This is a genomic window from Nocardia sp. NPDC041819 (genome assembly GCF_055590505.1).
The window spans coordinates 16,313-32,747 of sequence record NZ_JBVJAP010000007.1; the positions used below are offsets into that span (position 1 = coordinate 16,313).

Sequence of the window (16,435 nt, forward strand, 5' to 3'; positions counted from 1 at the left end):
AATGGTGGGAGCACCCGACCGGCACAGCCGAGCACGCGGCCGCCGCGCCGCAGAGAGGACCCGGATGCCCTCGCTGACCCGTGTCCCCAGAAACGCACGCAAACCGGTCGACGATCGGCGCGCGGAGTTCGAGCGACGCGTCCTCGCCGCGGTGGAGGAGCTGCTCGCCGACGGCACGCCCTACACCGAGATCGCCGTCCACCGGATCGCCGCCGCCTCGCAGTCGGCGAGGTCGACCTTCTACCGGTATTTCCCGGACAAGAGCCGGCTGCTGATCCGCATGGCCGAATTGGCCACCGCGGATCTGTTCGAAGCCGCCGAGCGCTGGTGGATCACCGAGCACACCGGGCGGCAGACCGGTGTGGTGGCGGCCGTGCGCACCATGATCGCGGGGTTCCGCGAGCACCGTTCGCTGCTGCTGGCGCTGAGCGAAGTCGCCGCCTACGACCGCGACGTCGGCGCGTATTGGCGCGGCCGGGTCGCCTCGTTCGTGGCGGTGGTGCGATCGCGGCTGGAGACCGACCGTGCCGCGGGCCGGATCAGTCCGGCGATCGATCCGCAGGCCACCGCCGTCGTGCTGACCTCGATGGTGGAACGCGCGATCGCGGTGAGCTTCTCCTCCGGCTCCGGGGTCACCGACGACGCGCTGGCGGAGGCGCTGGGCCGGGCGATCTGGTTGACGGTGTACGGCGACGCCCCGTCGGCCTGACGGAACACCCGGCGGCACAAGCGGATCCATTGCTACAGTCGCGCCCATGACACAATCCGGACAGCCCCTGCGGATCGGCATCCTTGGCGCCGCCCGCATCGCGCCCGCCGCCGTCGTGCGACCCGCCGGGGCGAACGCGGACACGGTGGTCGCCGCCGTGGCTGCCCGCGAGCCGGAACGCGGGCGGGCGTTCGCGCGCGAACACGGCATCGCGCGGGTCTTCGACAGCTATGCCGCGCTGATCGCCGCGCCCGACATCGACGCGGTCTACAACCCGCTGCCGAACGGTCTGCACGGCCGGTGGACGAAAGAGGCGCTCGCCGCGGGCAAGCACGTGCTGTGCGAGAAACCGTTCACCGCCAACGCCGCCGAGGCCGAGGAGATCGCGGCACTGGCCGCGACGTCGGACCGGGTGGTCATGGAGGCCTTCCACTACCGCTACCACCCGATGACCAGGCGGGCCGAGGAGATCATCGCCTCCGGCGAACTCGGCGAGCTGGTGCGGGTGGACACCGCGATGTGTTTTCCGCTGCCGCGATTCTCCGACATCCGCTACGACTACGCCCTCGCAGGCGGGGCGCTCATGGACGCAGGCTGCTACGCGGTGCACATGGCCCGGGTCTTCGGCGGCGAGAACCCGGTGGTCGTCGCGGCGACCGCGAAGTTGCGCGGCCCGCACATCGACCGCGCGATGAGCGCCGAACTGCGCTTCCCCTCCGGGCACACCGGGCGGGTGCGCTGCTCGATGTGGTCGTCGGACCTGCTGCGCATCGGGGCGCGCGTGGTGGGCGAACGCGGTGAACTGCGGTTGCTCAATCCGGTGGCGCCGCAACTGCCGCGCAGGCTGTCGGTGCGTTCGCAGGGCGGCAGCCGCACCGAGAAGATCTCGCGCCGCAGCACCTACGCCTATCAGCTCGACGCCTTCGTCGCGGCGGTGCGGCACGGGGAGCCGGTGCTCACCTCCGCCCAGGACGCGGTGGCGACGATGACCGTCATCGATGCGATCTACGCGGCCGCGGGTCTGCCGCTACGGCAACCGGCCTGACGCGGCGGCCGTGATCGCCTCGGTGTAGACCGCCACCAGTCGTTCGGTGAACCGCGACTGCAGCGTTCGTCCCGCGTGGCGTGCCAAGACCTCGCGCATGGCGGTGAGCCGTTCCGGCTGAGCCGCCAGCAGTCGCAGCGCCTCGGCGAGCGCGGCCGTCGAGGCGTCGCGGGCCCGGAATTCGCCGCCCTCGGGCACGGTTTCGGTGACGTCGGGGTCGCAGTGCAGCACGGGAAGGCCCACCGCGACCGCCTCGAGCAGAACCATGCCTTGCGTGTCACACCCGGCGGAGGGGAACAGCAGCACATCGTGGGCACGCATGGCCGCCAAGCACTGCGCCTGGCTCACCTCGCCGTGCAGCCGAACCCGCTCGTGCAGCCCGAGCCGGTCGACGGCCGCGCGCAGGCGCGCCTCCAACGCTCCCGCACCGTAGATGTCGAGGGTGCAGCCCTCGGCCCGGTGCACCGCCTCGATGGCGTCCAGCGGGCGCTTCTCCGCCGAGAACCTGCCGCACCACAGCACGCGCAGCAACGGGTCCCGGCCACGGGGTCGCTCGGGGAGAGCGCGTACCAGATCGTCGTCGACTCCGTTGGACACCACGTGCATCGGCCGATCCACGCCGTGCGCGGCCAACCGCTGGGCGAAATGCCGTGTCGGCACCACGACGTGGTCGGCGGCCCGCGCTTGCGCGACCAGCGGTCGCCAGGCGTGGCGTGCTGTGCGGCTTTCCGCCGACTTCGGCATCGTCCCGCGCAGGCCGACGAAGCTGCCGTGCAGCACGCGCATGGTGAGCGCGGCGAGATAGGGGAACGGGGAATTGCGTTCGATGAAGGAGTCGTCGCGGCTGTGCATGGACTGCACCGCCGGAAGGCCGTGGCGGCGCGCGGCGCGCAATCCGGCGATGCCCGCTCCGTAGGTGGTCTGCGCGTGCACGACATCGAAACCGCGCTCGGCGAACACCGCGTCGATGAGGCGGGCATTCCTTCGGGTCGGCAGGGCGACCGGATAGCCGTTCACGGCCAATCCGGCCGTGGTGGCGAGCACGACGATCCCGGGATCCGGCGGCACGGGATCCGGCGGGGGGATGGTGAACACGGTGACGTGATGCCCCAGCCGTTCCAAGGCCGTGCGCTGCGCGCGCATCGACGTCTGGATTCCCCCGAGGGTGGCCGGATGGAAGTCCGCGAACATCGCGATGCGCAACGAGCGGTCGTCCGCGCTCACACGGTGCCCCGTCCGGACGCAGAAGGCGCACAGCCGTCGAGGAATTCGAGGATGTGCCCGTACACGTCCAGTGCGGCGCCGCGACCGAGGAAGGTGTCGAGGTGGCCGTAGGAAGGGATCTCGATGTAGCGCACGTCCAGCCCGGGGTGGCGGGTGGTGAGCACGTCGTGGCACAGCTTGTTGGAGTCGAGCCAGACCTCGTTGCGGCTGCCCGACAACAGCAGTACCGGGCAATCGATCCGGTCGGCGTGGTCGAGGGCGTTCTCCGGGAGCACGCGGTAGCGGTCGTCGTTGTCGTTCCAGCGTTGCACCGCGTGCGCCAGCTCCATCCGCCGCAGCTGGGGCAGCACATGCACCGGGATCGGCCCGAACAGTTCCGCCAAACGGTCGTGGGTGCGCGGATCGAGATGGTCGTGGACGAACAGCTGCGCGCCCATGCCCCAGCTGCCGTGCACCATCCGGCAGGTTGGGTCGGTGCATTCCCCTTTCCGGGTGAGCAGGGCGTAGAGCAGCGTTTTGCGCGACCACAGCCCGACTCTGCGGAAGTCGGACTCCAGGTGGTGGACGCGGGAGCCGAGCAGTTCGCCACCCACGAGCACGCGCATCCGCACCGCGTTGCTCACTTTCGGGGTGAGGAAGACACCCTGGGCCACGACGCCGGCCAACCCGGGCAGCAGTCCCGCGGCCATGCTCATCGACAGCGCCAAGGCCCCGACGCAGTGCGCGACCACGAACAGCGGCCGGTCGCCGATGCGCAGGCGGATCTCCTCGACGGCTCCGGGGAGGTCGTAGAGCGCCACGTCGTCGAAGCTGAAACGCGGCCCGGAGGCGTTGTAGGGCAGTCGGGAGCTGCCGCGCCAGTCCAGCAGCCACGGTTGGTATCCCGCGTCGAGCAGCGCGTCGACGACCGTGCGGATCTCCGGCGCCAGGAACATCTCCGAGGAGACGCCGTGGCCGTGGACCAGCAGGACCGCGGGCCGGTCGGCCTCGGCGGCAATGACGCGGCGCAAACCCAGCCGCAGGCCGTCGGCGGCACGGAACGGGATCTCCTCCAGCGTCGGGGCGGCGCCCGGCCGGATCGGGGTGAGCATCAGCGCGACTCCTTCGCGTTTCGGCGCAGATCCAGCAGCTCGGTGCCCACACGCAACGCCGGTTCCAGCAGGCCCTTACCGAGCTGGGATCCGAACCAGCTCAGCCACAACAGTTTCGCGATCCGCCGCTGGCGCTCGGACAATCGCGGATCGACCTGGATGCCGTCGATCTGATCGCGCAGGTAGGTCTCCAGCGGGACGGCGACTTCGCCGGTGAGGCTCGCCGGTTCGCCCTCGCGGCCGAGTTCCACGGTCAGCGTGCGCGCCTGCCTGATGAGGGTGCGGCGCGCCTCGGCGTATTTGTAACCGGACAGCCACCACGTCCCGCCGTCGGCGTCGCGCAGCGACAGCCGGTAGTGCATCAGCGGATGCCGCAGTCCGTGCCGGATCGGGATGCCGTCGTGCGGGCGCACCGACAGCACACCGGACACCGTGAGGGGTTCGTCGTGCAGGCGTGCGCACCGCAGTTCGCCACCGACATCGACCGTGCGCCCGGCCACCAGCTGGTGGGTGCTCGCGATGGACAAGCGCAGATTCAGGGTGCAGGACGTGTCGGCCGCCCCGTCCACGGCTGCGAGGGTGCCCGCCAGGGTTTCCGCGAACCACAGATACGGTGCGTCCTGCGGCTGCGGCAGCCTGGCCAGACCGGTGCCCGCGAGCATTTCCAGCGTCTTGCTTTGCGACCGAGCGCCGTAGCGGACCGGCTGGGGCAGGTTGTGGGCGCGCAGGAAGGCGCGGGTTCGGTCGTCGGTGGCGGCGGGGACGGAGGCCATCGTCTCCAGCGGGTGGCGCGCGACCGGGCTCTGCAACACCTGCGCCAGCGATTCCAGCTCAGGGACCGGCTCGGTGCGGATCCGTTCCACCACCTCGTCACACCAGGCGGCCCAATGCTGCACCCGCATGTCCATGCCGATCGCCGCCGACTCGCCGAGCATCTGCTCCAGCGAGGTCGGCGTGCCGGTGAGATGGTAGTTGTGGCCCCACGCCCCCGGCGCGCACACGATGGCCGCCGCGACCTTGCTGACCCAATCCACCGGGGCGACATGGAGATTGCGCAGCGCGGGGACGGTGCCGAACCGCGACAGCGCCGCGATGATGCCGCTGTTGAGGTCGCGGGGGTTGTGCGCACCGGTCTCCCGGTGTCCGCCGATTCCGCCGGGTCGCAGCACCGTGACCACCAGTCCGTGCTCGCGCGCCCGCCGCATGACCGCCTCGGCCGCCCACTTCGTCCGGTCGTAGCCGATCACGAGCTTGCCGATATTCGCCACCGGATCGTCCTCACCCATCGAGGCGATGCCGAGTTCGTTGAACACCGCGATCGAGGAGATGTGGTGCAGCGGTTTCGGTCTGCCGGTGGCGGCCAGCCGGGCGAGGGTCAGCGGGCCGAGCACGTTGCCGCGGCGCAGGGATCGGTAGCCGCGCAGGAAGTCCACCGCGGCGCCGACGTTGACGATCGCGTCGACCTCGTCCGCCAGCGCGGTCCAGCGTTGCTCGGACAGGCCGAGGTTCGGCTCCCGCAGGTCGCCGGTGAGCACCGTCACCCGCCTGCGCACCTCCGGTGACCACGGCAGCAGGAACCGCGTCAGCGCGGCGGCCAGCCGGTCGAGGCCGTCGGTCTCGTCCCGCGCGCGGACCAGGCAGACGACGTGGGCGTCGCTGCCGCGCAACAGGTCCAGCAGCAGATGGCTGCCGAGGAAACCGGTGGCGCCGGTGAGCAGCACACGGCGTGGGACCACCCGCTCCGGCGGGTCGACCAGCGGTAACCGGTCGGCTCCGGCGACATCGGAGATCAGCTGCGCGAACTCGTCGTCCACGGAATCGGATGCAGGCGCGATGGTCTCGTGGTCCCTGGCGTCCGGACCGGTGCCCAGCCAGCGCTGCGCGAGCCTGCGCGGACGCGCGTCGGCGAACACCTCGTCCAACTCCAGGTGCACGTCGAGCTCGCGGGCGAGCGCCGCCACGAACTGCACCGCCGCGACGGAGGTGGCGCCGCTGTCGAAGAAATCCGTGTCCGGGCCGACGGTTTCGGCGGTGAATCGGTTCGCCACCTGGGTGACCGCCGCCGTGAGCGACTCCGGATCCCACTGTTCGCGACGTTCGATCGCCGCCGTCGCGGGGGGCGCGTCGCCACCCGCGCGCGCGAGCAACGCGGACACGTCCAGGCCGCCACCGCGCTCGATGGCCTCGGCGAGGTCGCGCCGATCGGCTCGCTCGAGCCGCGGCGGGTGCTCGCCGTTCGGACTGCGCACGGGAAACTCCTTGTCGGCCATGATCATCGCGCCCAGGACCGGAACGTCCGCAGGCGATCCAGCGGCACCTCGACGTCGAGCCGCTCGGCATCGGTGGCGCCACCGCCCAGCGCGGCGGCCAACCGGCGGGCGGGCACGTTGCGCTCGGTGCGGTGGACGGTCATGCGCACCGTAGTGCAACCCAGCGCGGCCGCGCGGTCGGCCAGCCAGCCCAGCAGATGTTCCTCGACGCCGCGGCCGAGGGCGCGGCAGCTGAGATGCCATCCGCGCACACCCAGCGCGGTCCCCTCGGCGCGCAGCGCGAGCACGGCGATCGTTCCGTAGTCGCCGAACCGGTCGCGCGCCGCCGCGGTCCACACCTCGCCGTCCTCCTGCCAGCGGTCGACATCCTGCTCGGTGCCCGGGCCCAGAACGAATTGGCTGGTGCGCCGGATCAGCTGAGCGGCGCGCGCCCGGCTCCGCCCGGAGAGCCGCTCGACGGTCACCACCAGGTGCAGGCTCTCGAGGAACCGCGCGAAGTCGAGTTGTTCACGGGCCAGGTCGCGTTCGCGTTCGTGCCGGTAGAACTCCGCCCGCTCGGCGTCCTCCGCGGTCACCGCCACCGGCGTCACCGGCCACAACCGGGTCAGGAAGCCCTCCAGTTCCTCGATCGGCGGGCAGGTCACCGCGAGCACTTCCGGCAGACGGGAACGCATCTTCGCGATCTCCACCGGGTTGTCGTCGAGATAGACCACGTCGTCGGATGCCAGACGCAAGGTGCGCGCGGCCTCCTCGAGCCGTTCGGCCTTGCTGTCCCATCCGGTGGAGACGATGGCGAAGTCCGCGGCGCGCAGCGGACTGTCCGGACGGTCCAGGACCGCGTGCACGGAATCGTCGTCGTTGTTGCTGATCAGCACCAGCAGGGTGCCCGCGGCACGCCACTGCCGCAGTCGCCGCGCCAGCGTGATCCGCGGCGGGTCGAAAGTGACCGCCGCGGGCCCGATTTCGCCCACGACGCCGCTCCACAAGGTGTCGTCGCCGTCCACGGCGATGACTTTCGGGGCGGGCAGCAACGCGACGCGCGCGACGGCGGCGAGCGTCAGCGCCACCGCCGCCTGGAACTCCTCGGTGAACGGCAGGTGCGCCAGCGCGTCGGTCTGCTCGTCGAAACGGTGCGCCACCGGGTGGTCACGGGTCCAGTCGGCTTCGGTGAGGACCGCGACGCCGGGAATCTCCCGCAGCCGTTCGGCGGTCAGCCGCTCCCACCGCAGCAACCGCTCGTCGAGAACGGGGGCGGGAAGCAGGCCGACGATGATCGGCACCCGGGCACGCTCGGCGGCCTCCCGGACGGCGGCCGGGTACTGCTCCGCCAGTTCGGCGAGCGAGTCGTCGGTGAGCGGACCGAATCGCTCCAGGTCCGCCGCCCGCAGCAGCACGATGCCCAGAGCGGTCGACGGCTGGGCGAAGACCCCGGACGGGTCGCGCAATCCGGCCAGGACGTGATGGTAGGGCGCTTCGAGCACGGTCCGGCCGTCCGCACCGTGGGCATGCGCCGCCGCGCTGTACAGATCCGGCAGCTTCCCGAGCGCGAACGTGGCCCCGAACGCGACGCCTCGCGGTGTGTCCGTGCGCGGTGGGCGCACCGGCAACCCGGAGTGCTCGACCACCTCGCCGAGCAGTGCCAGGTAGTCCTGCCCGAGACGGGCGCAGGTCGCGTCGTCGATGATGTCGGCGTTGTAGGTGAACCAGACCTGATCCGCGTCGGCCAGCACGGCCACCATGAGGTCGAGATCGGAGTAACCGGTCCCCACCGGGACCAGGTCCGCGCGGTGCACGGCGGAATTGGCCCGCAGATAGTTGAAGTACACCTCGACCAGCGGCGCGTTGTCCCGATACAGGCCCTCCGCGGCGAGCGTGGTGAGCACGTCGGAGAAACCCGCTCCGGGCACCAGCAGCCGCCGCAGCCGGTCGCCGGTCCGGCGCAGCAGGTCATCGATCGACTCGCCGGGCTCGACGGTCGCCGGATAGGGCACCGGCACACCGAAATAGCCGACGGCCGTCGGCGCGTCGGCGTGGATGCGGGTGTCCACCGGGACGGCGAGCGCGAAACGATCGGTGTCCTGCCGCCGGGCCAGCAGCACCGTCAGCGTGCCGAGGAACAGCGCCGCCGGCGTTATGCCCAGCTCCCGGGCCCGCCGGGCCGCGCGATCCTGCAGCCCCGCGGGCAGTTCCAGCAGCACCTCACCGGCTCGGTGACTGCGCTGCGCGGGCCGGGGGCGGGCGAGGGTGAGGTCGAGGCGGCGGCAGCCGGCGAACTCCCGGCGCCATGCGGCGTCGGGCTCGGCCTGCGGTGCCTGCGCGGCGAGCAGATCGTGGATGTCCTTGTTGGACAGTGTTTCCGGGAATTCCGTGCCGGACAGCTCGGCCCCGATCTCCCCGGCGACCAGCATCATCGATTGGACATCACACATGCCGTGGTGGGCGCCGAAGATCAGTGTCTGTTCGCCGGACTCGGACGTCAGCAGTTCGAACCGCCACAGCGGCCCCTGCGCCAGGTCGAACGGTTCGCGCATCAGTTCACGGAACCGGGTGCGCGCGACGGCGTCGTCGAGCCGGTCGACGGCCGAACTGCGCAGCAGCGGCCCGCCCGGGCGGGACCGTACCTGCAGCCGGGTGCCGTGCTCGTCGCTGGGCACGATCACCGTGCGCAGCGCGGCGTGGCGTCCGGCGAGGCGGGCGAGCATCGCTTCCGCTTCGGCGTGGCCGACCGCCCTGGGCAGGCGCATGGCCAGTCCGCCGGTCTGGGCGACACTCGGAATGCCCTGCTGGGCGGTGCGCAACAGCCGCATCAGGTCTCGGGTGACGGGCAGGGTGACGACCTCGGGGACGTCCTGCTCGGCCGGCCGCGCGGCAGCTACGGCGGTATCCGTGTGCGCCGCTTCGGCGACTAGGTATTCGGCCAGCGCGGCCGCGCTCTGGTTGGCGAGGATCTCGCCGAGCGGGACCAGGATGCCGGTATCGTCGCGCAACCGGTTGCGCAGTTCCACCGCCATCAGCGAATCCATGCCCAGCCCTTGGAACGACCGGTCCGGTGCGATCGCATCCGCACCGGTATGCCCCAGCACGCCGGCGGCGACGCGCGCCACCACATCGACCGCGACCGCGGTCGCCTCACCGAGCGGCAATCCGCGCAGCCGCTCGGCGAAACGCGACCGTGCCGACGGGTCCGCGACGTCGCGGTGCGCGGCCGTGCGGCGCGCAGGCGGACGGATCAGCTCGCGCAGCAGCAACGGCACATACGGCGCGCGCCGCATCGCGTCGGCATCGATCCGCATCGGCGCCAGCACCGGCTCGGCCCGCCGCAGCGCCGCGTCGAACGCGGCCAAACCGTCCTGCGCGCTGAGCGGGCGCATGCCGGAGCGTTCCATGCGACGGATGTCCGCCGCCGCCATCACCTCGTGCATGTCCAGGCTCCACGGACCCCACGCCAGCGACTGCGCGGTGCGCCCTCGGGCGACGCGGTGGGTGGCGAGGGCGTCGAGGTAGGCGTTGGCGGCGGCGTAGTTCGCCTGGCCGGGATTGCCCAGGACGCCCGCCACGGAGGAGAACAGCACGAAGCACGACAGGTCCATGCCCGCGGTCAGCTCATGCAGATGATGCGCCGCGTCGACCTTCGGCCGCAGTACCGCGGCGAGCCGGTCGGGAGTCAGCGAGCCCAGCGTGCCGTCGTCGAGCACCATCGCGGCGTGGACGACGCCGCTGAGCGTGCGCCCGCGCAGCACCTCTGCCAGCGCGGCGCGATCGGCCACGTCGGAGCGGGCGAAGACCACGTCCGCTCCGAGACCGGTGAGTTCGGCGCGCAACTCCTCGGCACCGGGACCGTCGGCGCCCCGGCGGCTGACCAGCAGCAGCTTGCCGACCCCGTGGGCCCGCACCAGATGCCGGGCCAGCAGCGAGCCGAGCCGTCCCGGCGCTCCGGTGACGAGCACGTATCCGTCGCCGAACTCCACGCTGCCCCGCGCGGCCTCGGCCATGGGCGCTCGCGCGAGCCGTGGCGCGGACAGGGCGCCGTCGCGCACGAGAACCTGTGCCGCCCCGCAGGCCAGGACGGTCGCGATGTCGACCTCGGCGTCGGCGCTGTCGACCAGCACGATGCGATCCGGGTTCTCCGACTGCGCCGCCCGCGCCAGGCCCCAGACCGCCGCTCCCGCGGTGTTCGGGACGTCCTCGCCGGGCAGCGCCATCGCCCGGCGGGTGCGCACGACGATGGTCGCCGCCGTCAGGCGAGGATCGTCGAGTGCCGCTTGCAAGGCTTCCAGCGTGCGCCGGACCGCGGCGTGCACGGCGTCGATCGAATCACCCTCGGTGACGTCGATGAGCACCGCCTCCGGCGCCGGATCGTGCGTGCCGAGCCGCGACCAGGGCACGGCGGTGACCGGCCGGACCGCCGTCGGCGCCGCGAGCGCCGACCACTCCGGCCGGAACAACGTGCGGTGCGCGGCGGACAGCGCCCCGTCGAGCACCTGCGCGTCGGGCGCGGGCCGCAGGATCAGCGACCGCACCGACACGACCGGGCGGCCGGTGTGATCGTTCGCCAGGACACGCACCCCGTCCGAGCCGTCACGGGTGATCCGGACGCGCAACGCCGTCGCGCCGGAGGCATGCAAGCTCACCCCCGCCCAGGCGAACGGCAGCAGCGCCGAACCACTGTCGTCCGCGCCGAGCAGCAGCGCCGCGTGGAGGGCGGAGTCGAGCAACGCGGGATGGATCTCGAACCGCGCGGCGTCGCCGTGCGCGGACTCCGGAAGCGCCACGTCGGCGAAGACTTCCTCCCCGCGCCGCCACGCCGCGCGCACCGACCGGAACAGCGGCCCGTACCGGTGTCCGCGATCGGACAGCCGCGCGTACATGCCGGCCACGTCCACGGCCGTCGCACCCGCCGGAGGCCACTGCGCGCTGTCGCCGCCGATGGTTTCGGCTCCGTGCGTCGCCGCCAGCACCCCGCGGGCGTGCAACGTCCACGAGGTGTCGAGATCGCCCTCGAGGCGGGAGTGGATCGACACCGGGTGGTCACCGTCGGGGTCGGCGTCGGCGACCACCACTTGGATCTGCACCGCGGCATCCTGCGCGAGCACCAGCGGCGCGTGGAGCACGAGTTCGCGCACGTGTCCGGCGGCCACCTCGTCGCCGGCGCGGACCGCGAGCTCGACCAGCCCGGTGCCGGGCAGGACGACCGCGGCGGGCGCGGCGTGCTCGGCCAGCCACGGATGCGTTCGCAGGGAGATCCGGCCGGTCAGCGTCACGCCGCCGGAATCGGGGTGCGGCACGACCGCGCCGACGAAAGGATGACCCGCGGGCCGCAACCCCAGTGCCGCGGCGTCCTCGGACACCGACTCGGTCCAGAACCGCCGCCGGTCGAAGGCGTAGGTCGGCAGCTCGACGCTCCCGCGCGCGGGCACAAGGCGTGACCAGTCCAGGTCGCGGCCCGCCACCCAGAGCGCTGCTTGGGCGCGGGCCAGGCTGCGTGGCCCGTCCTCGTCGCGCACCAGCGAACCGACCGCCACGACCTCGCCGCCGATGTCCTCCGCGACCGCCCGCACCGCCGTGGTCAGCAGCGGATGCACCCCGAGTTCGACGAAATACCGGAACCCGTCGCCGATCATGCGCTCGATCGTGCTCGCGAACCGGACCGGTTCGCGCGCGTTGCGGTACCAGTAGCCGCCGTCGGCGGAGTCGTCCACCATCTGTTCGCCGAGCACGGTGGAGTACCACGCGACGTCCGGTGCAGCGGCGCTCAACCCGGCGAGTTCGTCCAGCAGTTGCTGCCGGATCGGTTCCAGCAGCGCGGAATGCCCCGCCAGCGCCGGTCCCGCGGCCAGCACCCGCACCTCGACCTGGTCGTCCCGCAGTGCACGCACCAGTGTCTCCACCGCGTGGCGGGCTCCGGCCACGATCGTCGAGCCGGGCACATTGATCGCCGCGACCGACACCGCCTCGTCGGCTGCCAAGCGTTCCGCGAGCCGGTGCGCGGGCAGGCCGACCATCGCCATCGCGCCTTCCTCGGTGATGCCCGCCATCAGGCGGCTGCGTGCCACGACCACGCGGGCGGCGTCGTCGAGGCTCAGCGCGCCCGAGACGTAGGCGGCGGCGATCTCGCCCTGGCTGTGCCCGATCACGGCATCCGGTGTGACGCCCGCGTCCCGCCAGGTGGCCGCGAGCGCCGCCATCGTGGCGAACAGCAGCGGTTGCACGAGGGTGAAGTCGCCGAGTTGCGCCGCGGTGAAGGTGAACAGCCCGGTCGCCAGCGACCATCCGGTGCGGTGCCGGAACGCTTCGTCGCAGCGGGCGAACTCGGCGCGGAACACCTCCGACCGGGCCAGCATGTCGCGCGCCATCCCCGCCCACTGCACGCCTTGCCCGGGGAAGACGAACGCGGTCTTGCCCGCGGTGAGCGCCGCGTCCGTGGCGGCCACGACATCGGGCGCTGCCCGTTCCTCGACCAGATCGCCAAGGCCGGACAGCATTTCGTCGCGTGTACCCGCGACGAGGACGGCGCGCCATTCGAACGGTGTGCGCTGCAACGCCAGCGAGCGCGACACCGGGGCGGGGTCCAGCGCGGGGTCGCCGGTGACGTGCGCGAGCAGGCGACGCGCCTGACCGTGCAGCGAGGCCCGGTTGCGGGCCGAGATCGGCAGCAGCGCGACCCGGCGGTCGTCCGGAGCGTCGTCGAACGAGTCGGACGTGTCGTCGAGGGCGGGCGGGTCCTCGAGGATCAGGTGGGCGTTGGTTCCGCTGAGCCCGAACGCACTGACGCCCGCGCGGCGGGGCCGGGCGCCGCGCGGCCATGGTGCCGAATCGGTGTGCACAACCAAACCGCTACCGGCCCAGTCGATGTGCGATGTCGGCGGCCCGTCGTGGGCCATCCCCGGTATCCGCTCGTGCTGTAGCCCGAGAACCAGTTTGATGACCCCGCCGATTCCCGCCGCGGCCTGGGTGTGGCCCACGTTGGACTTCAGCGAGCCCACGCCGAGCGGGCGCCCGGGTTCGCGGCCGGGACCGAAGACGCGCGCCAGGGCGCGGGCTTCGATCGGATCGCCGAGGGCGGTGCCGGTGCCGTGCGCTTCGACGTAGTCCACGTCCGCGGGTGTCAGCCCGGCCGAGCGCAACGCCGCCTTGATGACCTGCTCCTGCGCGAAACCGTTGGGAGCGCTGATGCCTTGGCTGCGGCCGTCCTGGTTGACCGCGGAGCCGCGGAACACCGCGAGCACCCGGTCACCGTCCCGCCGGGCGTCGTCGAGCCGCTTCAGCAGCACCAGACCGGCGCCCTCGGCCCACACCGTGCCGTCCGCCCCCGCCGAGAACGGCGCGCACCGCCCCGACGGCGACAGCACACCGAGTTTGCACAGCTCCACGTGCGCGGTCGGGCTCATCAGCAGCGTCGTGCCGCCCGCAAGGGCCAGATCGCATTCGCCCCCGCGCAACGCCTGCGCGGCCAGGTGCATGGCGACGATCGAGGAGGAGCACGCGGTGTCGAGGGTGACGGCCGGACCGTGCAATCCGAGTGTGTACGCGATCCGTCCGGATGCCACGGCCGGCGCCAGCCCGGTGCCGACCTGCCCGTTCAACTGCTGCGGAGCCGGGTCGGCGAGATAGCCGGTGCTGTACACCCCGAAATAGACACCGGTCATGCTGCCCTGCAATCGCCTGGGGTCGCGACCGGACCGTTCGATCGCCTCCCAGCTCAGTTCCAGCATGAGCCGCTGCTGCGGGTCCATCACCGCCGCCTCACGCGGGCCGATACCGAAGAACGCGGCGTCGAACTCGTCCACCTGGGTGAGGTATCCGCCGCGGAAGGTGTACGCCTTGCCCTCGGCGGCCGGGTCCGGGTCGTAGAGCCCGTCGATGCTCCAGCGCCCGGGCGGCACCTCGGACAGGCCGTCGCGCCCCTCGTCCAGCAGGCGCCACAGCGATTCCGGATCGTCGGCGCCGCCGGGGAAACGACAGGCCATCGCGATGATCGCGATGGCATCGTCGGTGCGCCCGGGCGGGACGGGCGCGGCTTCGGTTCCGGTGCGTGCCCGGGCCACGAGGGGCACGGCGGCGGGTTCGCTGTCGGTGCGCTGTCGGTCCGGGACCGGCGCGGCCCCTGCTTCGGCGGGGTGCAGCGCCGCCACCACTTGCGCGATGGTGGGGTGCTCGAAGAACAGGTTGGTGTCCAAGGTCCGCCCGACCTGGTCGGACAGCTCCACAACGAGTTCGACCAGATCGGCGGAGCCGAGACCGAATTCGACCAGCGGCCGGTGCACGTCGATGCGGGCCGGATCGAGATACGCCAGCCGGGCGATGATGTCCACCAGTCGGCTCTGCATGGCTTCGGCGCTCATCGCCGCACCGCCTGGTGCGGTGGGCGGGACGCCGGTCTCGTCGAATTCGCCTCGCAGGGACAGCAACGGGGACAACGCGTCGTCGAGATACGCGGCGCGGCAGGCTTGCCGCTGCACCTTGCCACTGCTGGTCTTGAGGAGGGCGCCGGGCCGGATCAAGACCACCGACCGCAATGTGAGTCCGTGCTCCGCGCCGATCGCCGCGCGGATCGCGTCCTCGGCGTCGGCGAGTTCGGCCGGATCCTCGGTGCGTACCTCCGCGACCACTACGGGCAGTTCCCCGTCGAGGCCCTCGTCCACGGAGAACGCCGCGACGCAGCCCGCGCGCACGGTGTCGTGCGCGGTTTCGGCCGTCAGCTCCAGATCCTGCGGGTAGTGGTTCTTGCCGTCGATGATCAGCAGATCCTTGCGCCTGCCCGTGACGAACAGCTCACCGCCGGAGACGAAACCCAGATCCCCGGTACGCAGGAAAGCGCGATCGTCGTCGCCGAGCCGGGCGTGGAAGGTCTCGGCGGTGGCCGCTTCGTTGCCGAAATATCCGGCGGCGACACTCGTCCCGGACACCCAGATCTCGCCCTCGGTGCCTTCGGCGCACTCGGTGCGGCGCTCGGGGTCGACGATGACGATCGACAGCCCTTCGGCCGGGCGTCCCACGCCGGCCAGCTCGGAGCGCCCGGGCGGCAGGACGACCGTCGGAGGCGCACCGAGTTCGGCGGCGCTGACGATGAGCGTCGCCTCGGCCAAGCCGTAGACCGGCTGGAACGATTCGGCCCGGAATCCGGCGCTCGCGAAGGTGTCGGCGAACCGGCGCACGGTGGCCGGGCGCACCGTCTCCGAGCCGTTGAACGCTACCTTCCAGCCGCGCAGGTCGAGCCGGTCGATCTGCGCGGAGGTCATCCGGCGCAGGCACAGTTCGTAGCCGAAGTTGGGACCGCCGCTGGTGTGCGCGGCGAACTTCGACACCGCCTGCGGCCAGCGTTCGGGGCGTTGCAGAAAATGCCGGGGAGACAACAGCACCGCGTTCGCGCCGACGAACATCGTCTGTAGTACCGGCGCGATGAGCCCCATATCGTGGTACATCGGCAGCCAGCTGACGAACAGCGCGTCGGTGAGCGAGGCCAGCAGCTCCGGTGTATGGCCCAGTGCCGTGGCGATGGCGCGCTCGTTGTGCAGCAGGTTCGCGTGGGTGACCACGACGCCGCGGGGCGCGCTGGTGGAACCCGAGGTGTATTGCAGGAAGGCGACCGAGTCCGGGCCGACGGCGGGCTGTCGCCATGCGGCGGCCGCGTCGTCGGGGATCTCGTCGGTCGCCAGCCACGTGAGCGCACCCAGTTCGGGAACTTCCGCGACCGCCGCGGTCGCGTCGACGCGGACCTGGCCGGTGGTGAGCACCGCGCCGACGTCGGCATCGGTGACCATGTGCCGCAACCGCCGCAGCGACCGGGCATCCAGTTGCGGCAGTGGCGCGGGCACGGCGACGACGTTCGCGGCCAGGCAGCCGAAAAAGGCCGCGATGAAATCCAATCCGGACGGATACAGCAGCAGGGCCCGGCGGACGCCGCCGTCCTGCAACGCGGCGGCGATGGCCCGCGCCCGGGCCGACACGGCGGCGTAGGTGATCTCGTCGATGGCGCCGTCGGCGTCACCGGTGCGCAGGAAGCGGTACGCCGTGGTGTCGGTCATGGTCTCGCCGCGGGCGAGCAGGACATCGACGAACGAACGGTAATCGGTCATGCGGTAACAACCTTCGGAAC

General features: G+C 72.0%; 6 protein-coding genes. 2 read left to right on the top strand and 4 right to left on the bottom strand.

Annotated elements, in window-relative coordinates; translation table 11 throughout:
- Positions 1-64 precede the first annotated feature (64 nt).
- Both ACZ6DL_RS20820 and ACZ6DL_RS20825 read left to right on the top strand, forming a co-directional pair.
- Complete coding sequence (locus ACZ6DL_RS20820) at positions 65-709, top strand: TetR/AcrR family transcriptional regulator (RefSeq protein ID WP_393236506.1); 645 nt, start codon at positions 65-67, stop codon at positions 707-709.
- 46 nt (positions 710-755) lie between these two features.
- A complete protein-coding gene (locus ACZ6DL_RS20825) occupies positions 756-1,754 on the top strand; it encodes a Gfo/Idh/MocA family protein (protein WP_466053306.1) in 999 nt (332 codons plus the stop codon).
- Here the strand turns inward: ACZ6DL_RS20825 and ACZ6DL_RS20830 are convergent.
- Genes ACZ6DL_RS20830 through ACZ6DL_RS20845 form a run of 4 tightly spaced genes read right to left on the bottom strand, consistent with a single transcriptional unit; the run spans position 1,737 to position 16,415 of the window.
- Positions 1,737-2,978 (bottom strand): glycosyltransferase, encoded by a 1,242-nt coding sequence (locus ACZ6DL_RS20830; RefSeq protein ID WP_466053308.1) that lies wholly within the window; start codon positions 2,976-2,978, stop codon positions 1,737-1,739. The two genes, ACZ6DL_RS20825 and ACZ6DL_RS20830, sit on opposite strands and share 18 nt — an antisense overlap.
- Positions 2,975-4,069, bottom strand: a complete 1,095-nt coding sequence (locus ACZ6DL_RS20835) for an alpha/beta hydrolase (RefSeq protein WP_466053310.1) — start codon at positions 4,067-4,069, stop codon at positions 2,975-2,977. Before ACZ6DL_RS20835 ends, ACZ6DL_RS20830 begins: the two co-directional genes overlap by 4 nt.
- Positions 4,069-6,318: a thioester reductase domain-containing protein gene (locus ACZ6DL_RS20840; RefSeq protein WP_466053312.1), complete on the bottom strand. Its 2,250-nt coding sequence runs from the start codon at positions 6,316-6,318 to the stop codon at positions 4,069-4,071. The genes ACZ6DL_RS20835 and ACZ6DL_RS20840 overlap by 1 nt, the downstream gene beginning before the upstream one ends.
- A 23-nt stretch (positions 6,319-6,341) precedes the next feature.
- On the bottom strand, positions 6,342-16,415 hold the full coding sequence (locus ACZ6DL_RS20845; protein WP_466053314.1) for an HAD-IIIC family phosphatase: 10,074 nt from the start codon (positions 16,413-16,415) through the stop codon (positions 6,342-6,344).
- Positions 16,416-16,435 lie beyond the last annotated feature (20 nt).